This is a genomic window from Allobosea sp. TND4EK4 (assembly GCF_900156025.1).
Lineage (GTDB): Bacteria > Pseudomonadota > Alphaproteobacteria > Rhizobiales > Beijerinckiaceae > Allobosea.
Window position 1 is genome coordinate 25,473 of the sequence record NZ_FTMO01000001.1, and the last position, 15,182, is coordinate 40,654.

Below are 15,182 nucleotides of genomic sequence, written 5' to 3' on the forward strand. Positions count from 1 at the left end.
GGGCCTCCGTTCCGTGTGCGCAGCATCACGCAGCCGGCGCCGGATCGCTTTGACGCAGCGCAAAAGAGCGACCGGCAGTTTGCGCAGGATCAAGGCCGGCATCCTCCTCCGAGCCGATAAGAGCGGGCATGAAGCCATCGACGCGGAGGTCAACATGAACGACGTCTCTCTCCCTCACGCTTCAGCCGCCGAACTCAAGGCGGGTGCGGCCGCCGCCTATCGGGATATCGCCGTGCACCTGGACGGAACGCCCGAGGACGAGGTTCGGCTCGCTCATGCCGAAGCATTGGCCGTAAGGTTTGGCGGTCGGCTCACCGGGCTCTTCACGAACCTCCTGCCCAACCCAGCCTCCTTCGCAGGCGACTTTGGCGTAACCGCATTGGGTCAGCTGACGGACTCGGCTGTGGCGGAGGGCGATGTCGTCGAACGTCGTCTCCGCCAGCGCCTCGCCCGTATCGGCTCCCAGCAGCAGTTGCGACGCATCGAGACGTTTCCCGGACTGCTGGAAGAGGCCGTGGCGCGCGAAACCCGGTGGAACGACCTTTTCGTCGCGACATGCGCCCGCGACGACGACTCCGCCCGCTGGGAAGCGATGGTTGAGACCGCCCTGTTCGACAGCGCTCGGGGCCTTTATCTCCTCCCGCCAAAGGCGACGCAAAGATCGACGATTCAAAGCATCCTGATCGCCTGGGTCGACAGTCGTGAGAGCGCGCGCGCAGTGGCGGAAGCCATGCCGCTGATAGCCCAGGCGAGTTCGGTCCAGTTGGTGACTGTCCAGGAGGAGCCACACGGCCGCATGGGCGGAGCGGAAGTTCTTGCCGACATCACTGGCCATCTTGCGCACCACGGGATCAACGTGGATGTGGCCGTCCTTCCTCTAAAGACCACGGTTTCGGAAGCGATCCTCCAGAAGGCCTACCGATCGGCGACCGATCTCATCGTGGCGGGAGCCTATGGCCACTCGCGTTTTCGCGAATGGATCCTGGGCGGAGTGACGCGGGATTTGCTGGCGACTTCCCCGATCCCCTTGCTGCTCGCGCATTGACGCATGGCTGCCTTGCCGTTGCCCAGCAATGACGCCGAGTCCCCCGCACTGGCGGTGAGGCTGAGGGGCCTGACGGTTGCGTTCGACGGCAAGGCCGTTCTCGACAAGCTCGACCTGGATTTACGCCAGGGCGAAATCCTCGGCCTGATCGGTGCCTCGGGCTCGGGAAAGTCGGTGCTGATGCGCGCGATCCTGGGCCTTCTGCCGAAGCAGAGCGGCACGATCGCCATCTTCGGCCGTGATCTTGACGGTCTTGCTCCAGCCGAGCTCCGTCAACTGGAGCAACGATGCGGGGTCATGTTCCAGCAAGGCGCCCTCTTCTCGTCATTGACCATCCTCGACAACATCGCTCTTCCGATGCGTGAACTGCTGCATCTGCCAGACGATCTCATCACTGAGATGGCGATGGTGAAGCTGGACCTCGTGGGGCTACCGCGAGATGCCGCCACCAAATATCCAGCGCAGCTGTCCGGCGGCATGACGAAACGGGCTGCTCTGGCACGCGCGCTCGCCCTTGACCCGGAAATCCTCTTTCTGGACGAGCCGACCTCCGGGCTCGACCCGATTGCGGCGGATAGTTTCGACCGGTTGCTGCTAGCGCTGAAGCGCAGCCTCGGCTTGACCGTCATGATGGTGACCCATGACCTGAGCAGCTTGCGCGCCACGTGCGACCGCATTGCCGCGATCGCACGCGGTCGCATCGTCGCAGTCGGAAAGCTTGGGGACCTCCTGGCGCATGACGACCCTTGGCTCCACGCATACTTCGCCGGTGAGCGCGGCCGGACGATCTTTGCCGATAGCCCCCTACCGCAACACCTCAGCGCGCCGCAGCCACATGCCCCGTGAAGACGTATCCAATCCCACGGACCGACTTGATAAGCGCGTGCGCGTCCGCCGCCTCGAAATCCAGTTTTTTCCGTAGACGGGCGATCTGGGTATCAATTGAGCGATCGAAGGCCTCGTGATGACGTCCACGGGTTGCCGTCATCAGCGCGTCCCGGGAAAAGACCCGCCCCGGATGTCTCGCCAGCGCCAAAAGCAGTTCGAATTCTCCCGTCGTGAGATCAACCTCTTCGCCCCTGGGGCTGGAGAGAAGCCGCCGCTGGGGGTCGAGGAGCCACCCGCTAAAGCGAATGGTGCGGTCGTTTTCCTCTCTGGCCTGAGATCCGGAATGATGATGACGTCTCAGGACGGTGCGCACCCGTGCGAGAACCTCGCGCAAGTGGAACGGCTTGGAGATGTAGTCATCGGCACCAACCTCAAGCCCGACGACACGATCAACCACCTCATCCCGTCCCGACAGCATGATGATCGGAACGTCGGAAGTTCTGCGGATTTCGCGCGCGAGCGTCAGGCCATCATCGTCTCCTGGCAAGACCAGATCGAGAAGGATCAGGTCAACCGGCCGGAGACGGAGTTCCTCCCTCAGGCCCTCGCCATCAGGAGCGACACTGACCTGATACCCGGCTTCTTCCAGATAGCGACTGACCATCTGGCGGATACGCTCATCGTCATCGACGACCAGAACACGCTGACTATCGCGAGGCAGATCAATCATCGGCCACTCCGCGCCATGGGCTCGATGTTACAAATCGTCACAAATCGATACAAATATTAACCGCAAAAACCTCTTCGCGCCACCAGCGTCCGGCTCAGTGTCCTCGTCAATTAGTTGCGGGGGCGTGTGATGGTCTCGAGTCCTTCAATCTCTAATCGGTCTTCTGCAATTTACCTGGTTTACCGGGCCGGAATTGAGCCGGCGATGCAAGACATCGTCTTTGTTCCCGGCAAAATCGACACTTTCAAGAGATCACAGTATATCTATCGCGAAGGCGAGAAAGTTACCAATGTCTTCAGAGTTTCGACAGGAATCGTCGGAAGCGTCAAGATTCTCGCGGACGGAGGGCGTCTTATCAGCCACCTTTACTATCCCGGCGACATCTTCGGACTTTCGCCCATGGAAACTCGTCGAGACGATGCCATGGCGCTGACGCCGGTTAAGGTGAGCCGGCTCTCGGCGGTTGAGTTCCAGCGCCGTGTCGATGACGATCCCCGTCTGCGCAAGCAACTCGTCGACTGGCTGGAGCGGCAGGTGGCTCAACTCGAGGACCGTGCAGCCCTGTTCGCCAAGGCCAAAGCCGAGGAACGCATCTGCAAATTCCTGCTCCAGTTTGTTTTCCGAAGCGAGACGGATCAAGCTGGCGATCCCGACATCGAGATACCCTTCAGGCGGGCGGATATGGCCGATTATCTCGGCGTGACGATCGAAACGGTCTCGCGCCAGTTGGCCAACCTGGCACATGATGGCATCATCGAGCCCAAAGGGCGCTACCTGTTCGCGCTCCGAAAGCCGGGTGCGCTGAGACGGCTCGCGGCCGCAAACAGGGGTGGGATCGTTGAGTTCCAGCCGCAGCACCGATGGTGTTCGGGTCCGGAGTTGAGGGCCTATGGCTGAGCCCGAGATCCGCGCGATCAGCCAGCAGAGCCTCGACGAGATCTTCGCACTGTTGGACGATGCCAACATCGTCGTCCACAACGTCGAAGGACAGATCAGCCGCTGGAGTCGCGGCTGCGAACGGCTTTACGGCTGGACTGCCGAAGACGTCATCGGGCGAAACGTACATGAGGTTCTGCAGTCAGAATTTCCCCAGCCACTCGACGAGGTGATGGCGAGCCTGCGCCAGAACGGGACGTGGAAGGGCGAGATCACACAACGTCACCGCGACGGTCGTGTGATCTATGTGGTCAGCCGCTGGGTCGCGGTGCACGACGGTGGACCGGATGATCTCATTGTGCTGACCAAGAGCACCGACGTCAGCAGCCTGCGCTATGCCCAGGATGACCTGGCGATCCGACAATCACATTTGCTGTCAATCCTCGATACCGTACCCGAAGCGATGGTCGTCATCAATGAGGCGGGCACCATCGTTTCGTTCAGCAAGGCTGCGGAGAAGCTGTTCGGCTATGAGTCGACAAAGATATGCGGCCGGAATGTCCGCCTCCTCATGCCGCCGCCCCATCGGGATCGCCATGACAGATATATCAGACGGTATCTCGCGACCGGGGAGCGGCACATCATCGGCTTCGGTCGGGTCGTGACCGGCCTGCGCAAGGACGGCTCGACCTTCCCCATGGAGCTTGCGATCGGCGAGGCCGTAGCCAATGGCAGCCACATCTTTACTGGTTTCGTGCGTGATCTAACCAGTCGGCATCGCATGGAAGAAGAGCTGCGCCAGGCGCAGAAGATGGAGGCTGTCGGGCAACTTACCGGCGGGATCGCGCACGACTTCAACAACCTTCTGACGGTGATTGTCGGCAACCTCGAAATGATCGAGCGCGACCTGACCGACGAGCGCCTGCTCTCGCTGGTCAGAGACGCTCAAGGAGCGGCCGACGACGGCGCGAAGCTGACAGGTCAGCTTCTCGCCTTCGGGCGAAGGCAGGCCCTTCATGCAAGACCGGCCAATATCGGCGAACTGGTGACCAGCTTTGCCGATCTTCTGCGCCGCGCGATCGGCGAGGCCATTCAGCTCGATACCTCCGTCAGCGAAAGCGCATTGATGGCGACCGTCGACGCAACCCAACTGCAGAACGCCTTGCTCAATCTGGCACTGAACGCACGGCACGCGATGCCGCGCGGCGGCCGTCTGAACATCGATATCTCAAGGGTCTATCTCGATGCCGATTACGCACGCATGTACCCTCAGGTTCGGCTCGGGCATTACATCCTCATCAGCGTCTCCGATACGGGAACGGGCATGAGCGAGGAAGCGCGACTGCGCGCATTCGAGCCCTTTTTCACGACCAAGGAGGCGGGTGTAGGCACCGGGCTCGGTTTGAGCATGGTCTATGGCTTCGCACGCCAGTCCGGTGGCCATGTCCAGCTCTACAGCGAGCTTGGCCATGGAACCACCGTTCGGCTGTTCCTGCCGGCGATCGACGCGTGCCGCCTCGATGGCAACGAGGGATCGTCGGCTGCCGTCGTGCCCGGACCTCCGGGCCGGGAGCGGATCCTGGTCGTCGAAGACGATGCAAGGGTGCGCAAGGTCGTGGTGGCCCGCCTGGAAGCAGAAGGATACGTGGTTATCCAAGCTGCAAATGGTGCGGACGCACTCGCCGCCATCTCGGCGCATCCCGAAATTCGTCTGCTGTTCACCGATATCGTCATGCCCGGCGGCATGTTCGGCGACGAACTGGCGCGTGCAGCGCGGATGTTTCGGCCGGACCTCCGTGTTCTGTTCACTTCCGGTTATGCTGAGCCGCGGCTCGCTGGGAGAGAATTGGCGGAGGGCAGCCTGCTCAAAAAACCTTATACCGCCCAGGAACTCATCAGGCGGATCCGCAGGCTTCTCGATAATCTCGATTAGCCCGCAAGCGCCGGGTCACGCGCCGTCTCGCCGCAGCTTGCCTTGCACAGCGCCGGTTCAGCTTCCCGCCTCCACGGCGGAAGGCCATACAGCCTGAACACTACCGGAGTTGCCGATTGCGCGCAGAGCGGCCAGCGCCGCGGCTTCCCTGTCGCCGCTGGCTGCGACCGTCCGCCACTCCCGGGCCTCCCCCTTCCCCGCCAATTGCACTTTCAGCACTTCGGCCGTTGCGTCCGAAACGCCACCGGGCCGCGTCGCGATGCGTTCGAACAACAACGATTGAGGCGCGCTGAGCCAAAGGCCCTGGAATGGCACGCCAAGGCGCGCGGAGATTTCGCGGGCGGCCTCCCGGTCCGACCGGCGGTCGAAGACAGCATCGGCGATCGCAGCCTGGCCTTGCGACAGCGCTCCGGACGCAGTGGTCAGCATCGCATGATAGGTCTTGGTCGACATCTCGGTCGTGTAGGCGGAAGCGGGCAGTCGCGTTTGCGCAGAGACGCCACAAAGTCGCTTTCGGATACGGTCGCTTGACGCAATACGTGCTCCGGGCGCCCGACCCAGTTCGGGTGCGATGTGAGCCGCGAGGGTCGATTTGCCTGAGCCGGAATAGCCGCCGATCGCGACCAGGATCGGCGAAACCGGTCTGAGGACCTCTCGGCAGAGCGCAAGATGGCCTCGCGCTTCGGCCAAGCGGGACGCTACCGCTTTCGAGTCGTCAGCCGCCGCAACATGCGTCCGCACGACGGCCCGCACTGCCATGAAAAATGGCAGCAACGCTAATCCCGTCTCGTCTCCGCAAATGTCCAGATAGCGGTTGAACAGCAGATTGGCGGCACGTCTGAGCTTGAGCCGCCAAAGGTCCATCAGCACGAAGGCGAGATCGTAAAGCACGTCCGTAGTCGCCAGTTCGTCATCGAATTCCAGGCAATCGAACAGCAGCGGCTCGCCATGCAGGAGGCAGATGTTCCTCAAATGGAGATCGCCATGGACATGGCGCACTTTGCCTGCTCGCGCCCGCTCGTCGAGGAGCGGCGCAAGGCGCGCGAGTGCCGAACGCAGGTCTCCGCTGATCGCCGCCGTCTCGGCCGGGGGCAGAATGTTGGACGCTTTGAATGCCTGATCATTGCCGTCCAGGACTCTCGCCATCCGCGCGGCGCCGTGATGATCCTGACTGACCGGAGCAGCGGCGTGGAAGCGCGCGATGACATGCGCGAGCTCTTCCAGCGTGTCATCACCAAGATGATCCTCGCGAGCGAGCCGGTCGAGGAGCGTTCTGCCGTCGAAGCGCTTCATCTCGAGCACGGCATCGACCAGCGCGCCTTTGCCGTTCAGGGCAAGGCAGCCGTTTTCCTCCCGCGTAACGTGATGGACGGCCCGGTAGAGTTCCGGTGCCGCCCTCCTGTTCAGCAGCAGCTCGCGCTCGCACATCGCAAGCCGCTTTTGGGGTGTCGACAGATCCACATAAGGATAGCGAACTGCTCGCTTCAGCTTGAATGCCTTGTCCCCCGTCAGCAGCACCACCGAGATGTGCGTGTTGATGAGTTCAATCGGCCCGCCGTTGCCGATGCCTGCTGCCGAACCCAGGAAACAAATCGTCTCGTTCTGCTCTGTCGTGTGCTGCATGGGGGTGTCTCCGCGCAGCATCATCCGCGATCCAGATAGGAAGAACGTTGATGTCGCGCAAAGCGCTCTGAACAGCCGGCGCCACGAAGCCCGCCTGTGCGGCGGCAATTTGACCGCGCTCAAGGACCACAAACGCATCATGGCCCATTGCTCGCGGGAACGTGGAGGCGATGATGTTCAGGAATATTCTCGTGCCGGTCGATGGTTCGCCGCTGTCTATGGCAGCCATGCGCAAGGCGATGGCCCTGGCGCGCGAAAGCGGGGCAAAGACAGTGGCGCTGACCGTGACCGAGCCGTTTCACACCTTTTCGGCTAGTCCGGATCAGCTCGAATGGACGCGAGAGCAATACGACAAGCATGTCGGGGCCCGTGCCGAAGAGATCCTGCACGAAGTACGCCAAGAGGCGTCGGCCCTGGGTGTCACCTGCGATGCCCTCCACACGGCGCAAGACGATCCCTATGAGGCGATCGTTCATGTCGCTCGGGACCACGGCTGCGACCTGATCGCCATGGCGTCACATGGCCGCCGGGGGCTCGCCGCGATCGTACTCGGCAGCGTGACCACGAAGGTGCTCACCCATACTCAGGTGCCAGTGCTGGTCTACCGTTGACGGGCTTGCCAGCGGTTACGGCGGCTTCTCCAGGCAGGCTTGAAGGGCCGGCATCAGCGCCCAAAGCCGGCGATTGACCGCATAACATGTCTCGACAGCCTGACGGACGCGCTCGAGCCGTTTGTCATCGACCTCGCTCAATCGGCCGAAGGCTAGACCGCCCTTATGTTCGTCCAACTTCATCGAGCGGGCATGAGTGATCTCGCCACCTGGGCTGATCACGTAGGTGGCATGGTTCAACTCGTTGCGAAGGCGTGTCAGCTCGGAAAAAATCCGCAGCACGTCGTCCAGCTCGCGCCGTAACAACCGATCCGTAACCCTCAGCTTTCCCAACCGCGACACGAGGTCGAGTCTGGCGCGGGTCGTGTTCAAGGTGGCGAAGACGATCGCCGCTGCCGCCTCATCGGTCGGCAGCAGCAACATGATGACATAAATGAGCAGGCTCTCGTCGTTTGACCAGGCAAAGTTGAACTCTCCGATCAGCCGGAGAAATGGAGAGCCGCCATCATGCGCCTCTCGCACCGCCTGAGCGAGGGCATTGAAGTCCGGCGGCGGCGGCAAGATCCCCCGTGTCACCATGCCCTTCCTCCGGCCATGAGGATCGGCCAGCCAGCCACCATGCCCATTCATCGCTCCGCCGCTGGGTCAGAGAAGTTCAAAATCGGCCGTTCCCTGGGTCAGAATTCTACATATTGACGCGCTTAAGGTTAATTATCAGTATATCTCCATCGCTCAAAGCATTCATTTGCCGAGAGCGAAACGACGCAAGCTCTTGATCCGCGCCCCGAAGCAATCATGGCAGCACCTTGCTGCCGTGCGAGGCCTCCTGTCGCCTTTCTTGAGCCAAGCCAGGAGATCACCCGATGTAAGCAGAGCACGAGTGCCGGCTTGGCCGGCAGCCGCTGAAGCTCGCCCTGCGTTCGCGGGCAGCAAGGCAGGACCATCTCTTCCCATCCGTGCGGTCCGCAGGCGTCAGAGCGCAACACAGAAGCGATGCGCGGCGACCTGTCTGGCACGCACCAATACACCATCATGGAGTGCGTCATGACCATGCATTATCCTCCGCCGCCTCCGCCCCCCGCCGCCGATCCGCATCAGCTCCAGGGCCAGGCGCAGGGCGAACTGCAGGGCCAGGGTCAGGGCCAGCTGCAGGGCCAGGGCTCCTATCAGGGCCAGAGCCAGGGGCAATACGCCGGACAGGCCATCGACACCTCGGTCTGGAACTCAGCCTGCAACGAGAACGCCAATGAGAACGGCAACCTCAACGGCAATGCCAATCTCAACGGCAACCTGAACCTCAACGACAACATCAACCACAACGAGGTCCAGAACCACGTCGAGAACACCGTGGACACGGCGGTCAATGTCTGTGTCAACGTGGACCTTGGCGTCGATCTGTCGTGCTACGTTCCGGCCGACAACGACGCCATCGATATCGACAGCATCTGCGGCACCACGAACTCGATCATCATGCCCGATGTGGTGTCGCAGTCGGTCACCAACGGCAATGCGTTCAACCTCGATCAGGTCAGCAACCTGACCGACAACGACTCGCTTTCCAACCCTTCGGTGGCCTTCAACGCCGGCGGCGTCGACTCCAGCGGGTGGTGCGGCGTGAACCCGGATGCGGCCGGCGATTTCTCGATGACCGCCACAGCAACCGGCGGCGCCGCGACCTCGTCGATCGGCGACATCACCGGCGACCATGCCACGCAGACGGGTATCGGAGCGTCGACGGCTGCTGCCTCGCTGACGCAGGAAGCCTTCACCCAGCACATCGCGATGGGCGCCAACATCCAGTTCAATCAGCTGGACATCCATGTTGCGCACGACATCAGCGACTCGCTGACCGGCTGATCGCCCGCCACCTGGTCCCGCGCGGCTTCCTCCGCGCGGGATTTTCGCCTGTGCTTCCTGTCAAGAGCGGGGCCCGTGATGAGCGTCGACGGCTTCTCAGAGGCGATCTGGCACTTCATCGGTTATGTGCGCATCGCCGATACCACCCTCCGTGGCGAGACGCTCTATCTCGGCGATCCCGCTGCGCGGCAGGCGGATGACCCCTACCCCGGCCTGTTCTCGCGGGTCCAACGCCCGGAGTTCGAGGATCTCGATTCCCGGCGGCTCGTCTTCAACGAAACGACGTCGCCGGATGCGCTGATCCGCGTCGGCAAGCTTGCGCCGCAGGCGGTCGAAGGCCCGCGCATCATGCTGCCGCACAACGTGCCCCGCCCTGCGGAGACCCACCCGCTGCCCGATTTCGACGAAGGTCTGCCCGGCTATGGCTACAGCATCCAGCGCCTGATCACCGTCGAATATGAGAGCGGCGGCACCGAGACGCTGCTCAACGTTCATCAGGTGAACCATATCGACGATCGCGACGCCATCACGACCGATCTGGTTCGCGATGCGCAGGGCAGGGTTCTGCAACTCCCCGAGCTCGATGTCGGCCCGGCCATGGTCCAGATGACCAAGGAGGCCGTGGAAGCCGGCCATGCACCGCTGCCGGTCGAGGCGGCGCAGAATACGGAAAGCCTGCTGGCCGCGATCGATCGGCTCGATGCGCGCTGGGCTCAGACGGGCCACCTTTCGGCCGAGACGCCGGATAGCGCTCCGCCCGCCGGGCGCATCGTCGACGGGCAGACGAGCACGGAAGCGCTCGTCACGCCGGGCCTTGACGAGATCATGCCCTGGCGCCCCTTGATCACTCAGGACGAAGCGCTGACCAGCAAGACCCTGACTGGCGTCGGCCCTTCGGCGCCTGCCGGCGTCACCGCCATCACGGGCCAGAACAGCCACGTCAATGATGCGGGCATCGTCGATGTCAACGAGGCCTCAGGCTCGATGATTGTCGGCGGGGACAGCTATTTCAGCCGCGGCATCGTGCAGGTCAACGTGCTGACCGATAGCGACCATGTCGAGATCACCGCGGGCGATCCGCTGCAGGCGGTCCTGGCGACCCATGGGAACGAGGTCCACAACGTCGCCGAATTCGTCAATCACGAGATGACGGCGACCTATAAGGGGGCGGCAGGAACGGCGCTGTGGCACGTCGATGTGCTTCAAGGAAACTTCTACGACATCAAGACGGTTGTGCAGTTTAACGGCATCGATGACAGCGACCGGGTCATCCAGGCCAACTCCGGGACGTATTTCGAGGCCTCGACGGGCCTCAACGCGCAGGCCAACCTCACCCGTGTCACAAATCTCGACAATTATGACCTCATCGTCATCCGCGGCGATTACCATCGTGCGGATTGGATTTACCAATACAACATCGTCTACGACTGCGACACGGCGACGCTGGCGGCGTTGGGGGGAGACGATACGCCCGATGCCGATATCCGGGCGACCACCGGATTTCACCAGCTCACCAATACCGCCTCGATCACCACCTATGACAGCGCTGGCTACCAGCCGCTCAGCGATGCGCATCGACAACTGATCTCGGACCTTGCGGACGGCGTCACCATCCTGAAGCCGAGCGGGGAATGGAAGCTTGCGGGCAACAGCAGCGGGACGCTGAACGTCCTGTTCGTGGACGGCGATTATTTCGACGTCAACACGATTACCCAGTTCAACGTCATCGCGGATGCCGATCAATCCCTTCAGATCTCGAAGAGTGGCGGGCTCATAGGGGCAGCGACCGGCGGCAACTCGGCCCAGAATTTCGCTCAGATCATCGATCCCGGCACGCTCTCGGCCTCGAAATATCTCGGCGGCCAAACCTATGACGCCGCCGTCCTTGTCCAGGCGAACATCGTGACCGACAGCGACACGGTTGTCTTCCACGACACCCATACGCTCGCCCCCGAGCTGGTGGCCTTCATGCCGGATGTGGACGTCCCCCCTTCCAGCAGCGAGCCCGTCGCACCGCGGACCGCGGACGTGTCGCACCACGACGTTTTGATCTGACCACCATCACCGCAGCAGCAGGGGGACCACATGTCTGATGACCACGATCAGCCCCCTGCCGCCCGGGGAGATCGCCTTCCAAGAGCCACCCCTTTTGATCCCGGCGCCTTTTTGGCCGAGGACGCCTCAGCGGCTGCTAAACCCTCTCATGTTCGTCCCAAGTTGCCATCGGGGGCGCCGACAAGCGCAGCTGCGCCGGCTCGCACCGCCTCTACCCCGCCAGCGACCTCGCGCTCACCCATCGAGCAGCGCCTCGGTGACCGCGACTTCAAGCAAATTTTCAGCAAGGGCCTCGCCGATGCGCGTCAGAACCTTCTGACGGTTGCGCTGTTTTCGATCGTGGTGAACACCCTCGTCCTCGCCATTCCGATCTATCTCTTCCAGATGTCGGACCGCGTTCTCACGAGCCGCAGCCTCGACACGTTGACAATGCTCACCCTGATCGTGGTCGTCGCCGTCGCGGCTCATGTCGTGCTGGACATGCTGCGGCGCTTCATCCTCGTACGCGTCGCTGTCGATGTCGAAAGCCGGCTCGGCGCTCCGGTTCTGGCCGCAGCGGCCAAGGCTGCACAAACAGGCGGCGGGCGCGAGTTCCAGATTCTTGCCGACCTTCAGCAGATCCGCAGCTTCCTGACCGGGCCGGTCATTCTGACCATCCTCGATGCACCGACCGCGCCGATCTACCTACTTGCGGTGTTCCTGATCCACCCGCATCTCGGCTACATCGTCTCGACGGCCGCATTGCTCCTTTTTGGTGTCGCCTACGTGAATCAGCGGGTAACCGCGGGACCTTTCTCGAAAGCGAGCGCCTATTCCACACGCGCGAACATGCAGGCCGAGGCGATGTCCCGGAATGCCCAGGTCATGAACGCCATGGGCATGATCCCAGAAGGCGTGCTGCTGTGGGGCCGCGAGACGGCGGAATCTTTGAAGGCGCAGGTCAAGGCCCAGGATCGCAACAACATCATGACCGCGATCTCCAAGTTCTTCCGGCTGGGAACGCAGGTTGCCATGCTGGGCTGGGGCGCCTGGCTGTCGCTGGAAGGCTCTCTGACCGGCGGCATGGTGGTGGCGTCGTCGGTGGTCGCCGGCCGAGCGCTCGCGCCGCTCGAAGGCACGATTGAAGGTTGGCGCAGCTTCATCCATGCGCGCGCCGCCTATGCCCGGGTCCAGAACCTTCTGCAGTCCTCGCCGCTCAATCTCGACCGGCTGCGACTGCCGAGCCCGCGCGGCCGCCTCAGCGTCGAGCGCGTCCTGTTCGTGCCGCCGCCCAACAAGCGGGTCATCCTCAACGGCGTCAGCTTCGGCCTCGAGCCCGGCGAGTCGCTTGCCATCGTCGGCGCCTCGGGCTCGGGCAAGTCCACGATCGCCAAGATGCTGGTGGGATCGATCATGCCGACAGCGGGCAATGTTCGCCTCGACCTGATGGATCTGCGCAACTGGGACCCGCGTCAGTTCGGCGAAAGCGTCGGTTATCTGCCGCAGGACGTTCAGCTCTTCCCTGGGTCGATCAAGGCCAACATTGCGAGAATGCGCGAGGAGGCCAACGATATCGACATCTTCGAAGCGGCGGAGATCGCCGGCATCCACGACATGATCTCGCATTTTGCTCACGGCTACGAGACTCAGATCGGCATGGACGGCGGCCCCCTCTCGGGCGGCCAGAAGCAACGCATCGGGCTCGCGCGTGCCTTCTTCGGCAATCCCAAGCTGGTGGTCCTCGACGAGCCAAACTCGAATCTGGACGTCAGCGGTGAACGAGCGCTGGCGGTTTCATTTGAGCGTGCCAAGGCCCGCTCCATCACGATCGTCGCGGTAACACAGCGTCCGGCGCTGCTGCGCAGCGTCGACAAGATCATGATGATCCGCGACGGCGCGGTGCTCGCGCTTGGCCCCCGCGATGACATCCTGCCGCTGCTCTCAGGCCAGAATGGGCTCGAAGCAGCTGCGCCCAATCCCACTCCACCTGCCCCCGCACCCGCCGTCTGATGGAGGCCGCCATGGCAGAACAGATTCTGATCCGCCCTTGGTATGCCGACATCCCTCGCGAGCCGCGGCTAGCCAAAGTGGCCGGCGTCGCCATCATGGCCTCGGTGCTTCTGGGCTTCGGCGTATGGGGCAACACCGCCCCGATCGCCGGCGCGGTGATCGCCAATGGCCTGTTCGTCACCACCGGCCAGAACAAGACGATCCAGCATCTTGAAGGCGGCGTTATCCGGGAAATCCTTGTCCGCGAAGGCGATATCGTCGAGCCTGGCCAGCTCCTCGTTCAGCTGGACGACGTCGCCGCGCGGGCCGAATTGCGTCGGCTGCAATTGCGACTTTACCGGGCCGAGACCATCGAGGCCCGGCTGAATGCCGAGGTGCAGGGCGAAGAAGGCTGGAGCGTTCCGTCACACCTCTCCGATCGCGCTCGCGATCCCGAGTTCGCCGGCTTGCTCAGGACGCAGACGGGGACCTTCGTAGCTCATCAGCGCAGCATGCAGAACGAGGTTATCGTTCATCGCAAGGCGATCGACGGATTGAACGAGAAACTAACGGGCAGCCAAGCCCAGCTCGGCTCCGTCCAGAAGCAGCTTCAACTGATCCGCGAGGAGCTCGCCGGCAAGACCGCGCTCCTCGAGCGCGGATACATCCGCAAGCCCGAGGTGCTTGCCCTCCAACGCAATGCCGCCAACCTTGAAGGGGAACTGGGGCGGATTACTGGCGATATCGGCGACGCTAAAGAGCGCATCGCGCGCGAGATGGAGCTGATCGACGGTGTCAAGCGCCAAGTGGTCAAGACCGCCTCCGAACAGCTGCAGGACATCGCCGCCGAGCTGAACGACGTTCGCGAACGGCTGCGCACAGCGAGAGGCGTCGCCGAGCGCACGCGGATCGTCGCGCCCGTCAAAGGTTCGGTCGTCAAGCTGCGTTACCACACCTCCGGCGGCGTCATTGAAGCAGGCAAGAACGTGATGGACATCGTCCCCCTGCAGGACGAGATCATCATCGAGGCTAAGGTCCGCCCGCAGGACATCGACAAGATCAAACACAGCCAACTGGCCGTGGTGCGGTTGACCGCCCTGAACCAGCGCACGACCCCGATGATCGACGGCCGCATCATCTACATCTCGGCCGACGCCCTGCCCGACGAAAAGCAGCGCGGGTTGCCCAACGGCACCGATCTCTACGTCGTCCGCGTTCGGCTCGACAGCCATGTCATCGAGCATGTCCCGCATTTCGAGCCGACGCCCGGCATGCCGGCGGAGGTCTTCATCAAGACGTCGGAACGGACCTTCTTTCAGTATTTGATCCAGCCGCTGAAGGACAGCATGTCACGGGCCTTCCGCGAGACGTGAATGGGGGCCGACGGATCAGGGCAGACGGCCTTGCTTTGGAGCCTGGCGACGGAGGAGCCCCGTCGATGCGAACCGCCGCAGATGGCGCGAGGAGGCTTTCCTGGAAACAGGTGCCCGGACCTTGCGGCGCGCGGCGCACCTGCCAGAAGGGCTGCTCGCCGGCCACAGACTAAAAATGAAATGTCCCCATCACAAGAATGCAATCGGGATCGCACCCATCCAGCTAAGTCTCTGATTGAGATGGCGCGGGCGACGGGGCTCGAACCCGCGACCTCCGGCGTGA

General features: G+C 62.7%; 12 protein-coding genes. 9 read left to right on the forward strand and 3 right to left on the reverse strand.

The window, feature by feature from the left end; translation table 11 throughout:
• Nucleotides 1–49: 49 nt before the first annotated feature.
• Both BW981_RS00100 and BW981_RS00105 read left to right on the forward strand, forming a co-directional pair.
• Nucleotides 50–1,045 (forward strand): universal stress protein, encoded by a 996-nt coding sequence (locus BW981_RS00100; protein ID WP_139333557.1) that lies wholly within the window; start codon nt 50–52, stop codon nt 1,043–1,045.
• 3 nt (nt 1,046–1,048) lie between these two features.
• Nucleotides 1,049–1,891, forward strand: coding sequence for an ABC transporter ATP-binding protein (locus BW981_RS00105; RefSeq protein ID WP_076435136.1), 843 nt, complete (start codon nt 1,049–1,051; stop codon nt 1,889–1,891).
• Here BW981_RS00105 and BW981_RS00110 read toward each other — a convergent pair.
• The gene (locus BW981_RS00110) at nt 1,863–2,603 is read right to left on the reverse strand and encodes a response regulator (protein WP_076435138.1); all 741 of its coding nucleotides are present in this window, start codon (nt 2,601–2,603) and stop codon (nt 1,863–1,865) included. The genes BW981_RS00105 and BW981_RS00110 overlap by 29 nt on opposite strands.
• A 204-nt stretch (nt 2,604–2,807) precedes the next feature.
• Between BW981_RS00110 and BW981_RS00115 the strand changes: the two genes are divergently transcribed.
• Nucleotides 2,808–3,500: a Crp/Fnr family transcriptional regulator gene (locus BW981_RS00115; protein WP_076435140.1), complete on the forward strand. Its 693-nt coding sequence runs from the start codon at nt 2,808–2,810 to the stop codon at nt 3,498–3,500.
• Entirely contained in the window at nt 3,493–5,412 is a 1,920-nt protein-coding gene (locus tag BW981_RS00120; protein ID WP_076435142.1) for a hybrid sensor histidine kinase/response regulator, read from the forward strand. Before BW981_RS00115 ends, BW981_RS00120 begins: the two co-directional genes overlap by 8 nt.
• Before the next feature lie 57 nt (nt 5,413–5,469).
• Here the strand turns inward: BW981_RS00120 and BW981_RS00125 are convergent, their stop codons facing one another.
• The gene (locus BW981_RS00125) at nt 5,470–7,035 is read right to left on the reverse strand and encodes a bifunctional aminoglycoside phosphotransferase/ATP-binding protein (protein ID WP_083712150.1); all 1,566 of its coding nucleotides are present in this window, start codon (nt 7,033–7,035) and stop codon (nt 5,470–5,472) included.
• A gap of 170 nt (nt 7,036–7,205) precedes the next feature.
• On the opposite strand from BW981_RS00125, the gene BW981_RS00130 reads away from it, so the two are divergent.
• Nucleotides 7,206–7,646: a universal stress protein gene (locus BW981_RS00130; RefSeq protein ID WP_244560171.1), complete on the forward strand. Its 441-nt coding sequence runs from the start codon at nt 7,206–7,208 to the stop codon at nt 7,644–7,646.
• 15 nt (nt 7,647–7,661) lie between these two features.
• Here the strand turns inward: BW981_RS00130 and BW981_RS00135 are convergent, their stop codons facing one another.
• The gene (locus BW981_RS00135) at nt 7,662–8,225 is read right to left on the reverse strand and encodes a hypothetical protein (RefSeq protein ID WP_076435144.1); all 564 of its coding nucleotides are present in this window, start codon (nt 8,223–8,225) and stop codon (nt 7,662–7,664) included.
• A gap of 465 nt (nt 8,226–8,690) precedes the next feature.
• On the opposite strand from BW981_RS00135, the gene BW981_RS00140 reads away from it, so the two are divergent.
• From BW981_RS00140 to BW981_RS00155, 4 genes are all read left to right on the forward strand, one after another.
• On the forward strand, nt 8,691–9,503 hold the full coding sequence (locus tag BW981_RS00140; protein WP_244560172.1) for a hypothetical protein: 813 nt from the start codon (nt 8,691–8,693) through the stop codon (nt 9,501–9,503).
• A 75-nt stretch (nt 9,504–9,578) separates the two neighbouring features.
• Nucleotides 9,579–11,558, forward strand: coding sequence for a hypothetical protein (locus tag BW981_RS00145; protein WP_139333559.1), 1,980 nt, complete (start codon nt 9,579–9,581; stop codon nt 11,556–11,558).
• Nucleotides 11,559–11,588: 30 nt separating this feature from the next.
• Nucleotides 11,589–13,547, forward strand: a complete 1,959-nt coding sequence (locus BW981_RS00150; protein WP_083712065.1) for a type I secretion system permease/ATPase — start codon at nt 11,589–11,591, stop codon at nt 13,545–13,547.
• Nucleotides 13,548–13,558: 11 nt separating this feature from the next.
• Complete coding sequence (locus BW981_RS00155; protein WP_076436646.1) at nt 13,559–14,899, forward strand: HlyD family type I secretion periplasmic adaptor subunit; 1,341 nt, start codon at nt 13,559–13,561, stop codon at nt 14,897–14,899.
• The last annotated feature ends 283 nt before the right edge of the window (nt 14,900–15,182 follow it).

What these genes read in the sequence shown, in the direction of transcription:
- BW981_RS00105 (WP_076435136.1), top strand. Translation starts at nt 1,049, where the DNA reads ATGGCTGCCTTGCCGTTGCCCAGCAATGACGCCGAGTCCCCCGCACTG.
- BW981_RS00110 (WP_076435138.1), bottom strand. Translation starts at nt 2,603, where the DNA reads ATGATTGATCTGCCTCGCGATAGTCAGCGTGTTCTGGTCGTCGATGAC.
- BW981_RS00115 (WP_076435140.1), top strand. Translation starts at nt 2,808, where the DNA reads ATGCAAGACATCGTCTTTGTTCCCGGCAAAATCGACACTTTCAAGAGA.
- BW981_RS00120 (WP_076435142.1), top strand. Translation starts at nt 3,493, where the DNA reads ATGGCTGAGCCCGAGATCCGCGCGATCAGCCAGCAGAGCCTCGACGAG.
- BW981_RS00125 (WP_083712150.1), bottom strand. Translation starts at nt 7,035, where the DNA reads ATGCAGCACACGACAGAGCAGAACGAGACGATTTGTTTCCTGGGTTCG.
- BW981_RS00130 (WP_244560171.1), top strand. Translation starts at nt 7,206, where the DNA reads ATGATGTTCAGGAATATTCTCGTGCCGGTCGATGGTTCGCCGCTGTCT.
- BW981_RS00135 (WP_076435144.1), bottom strand. Translation starts at nt 8,225, where the DNA reads ATGGTGACACGGGGGATCTTGCCGCCGCCGCCGGACTTCAATGCCCTC.
- BW981_RS00140 (WP_244560172.1), top strand. Translation starts at nt 8,691, where the DNA reads ATGACCATGCATTATCCTCCGCCGCCTCCGCCCCCCGCCGCCGATCCG.
- BW981_RS00150 (WP_083712065.1), top strand. Translation starts at nt 11,589, where the DNA reads ATGTCTGATGACCACGATCAGCCCCCTGCCGCCCGGGGAGATCGCCTT.
- BW981_RS00155 (WP_076436646.1), top strand. Translation starts at nt 13,559, where the DNA reads ATGGCAGAACAGATTCTGATCCGCCCTTGGTATGCCGACATCCCTCGC.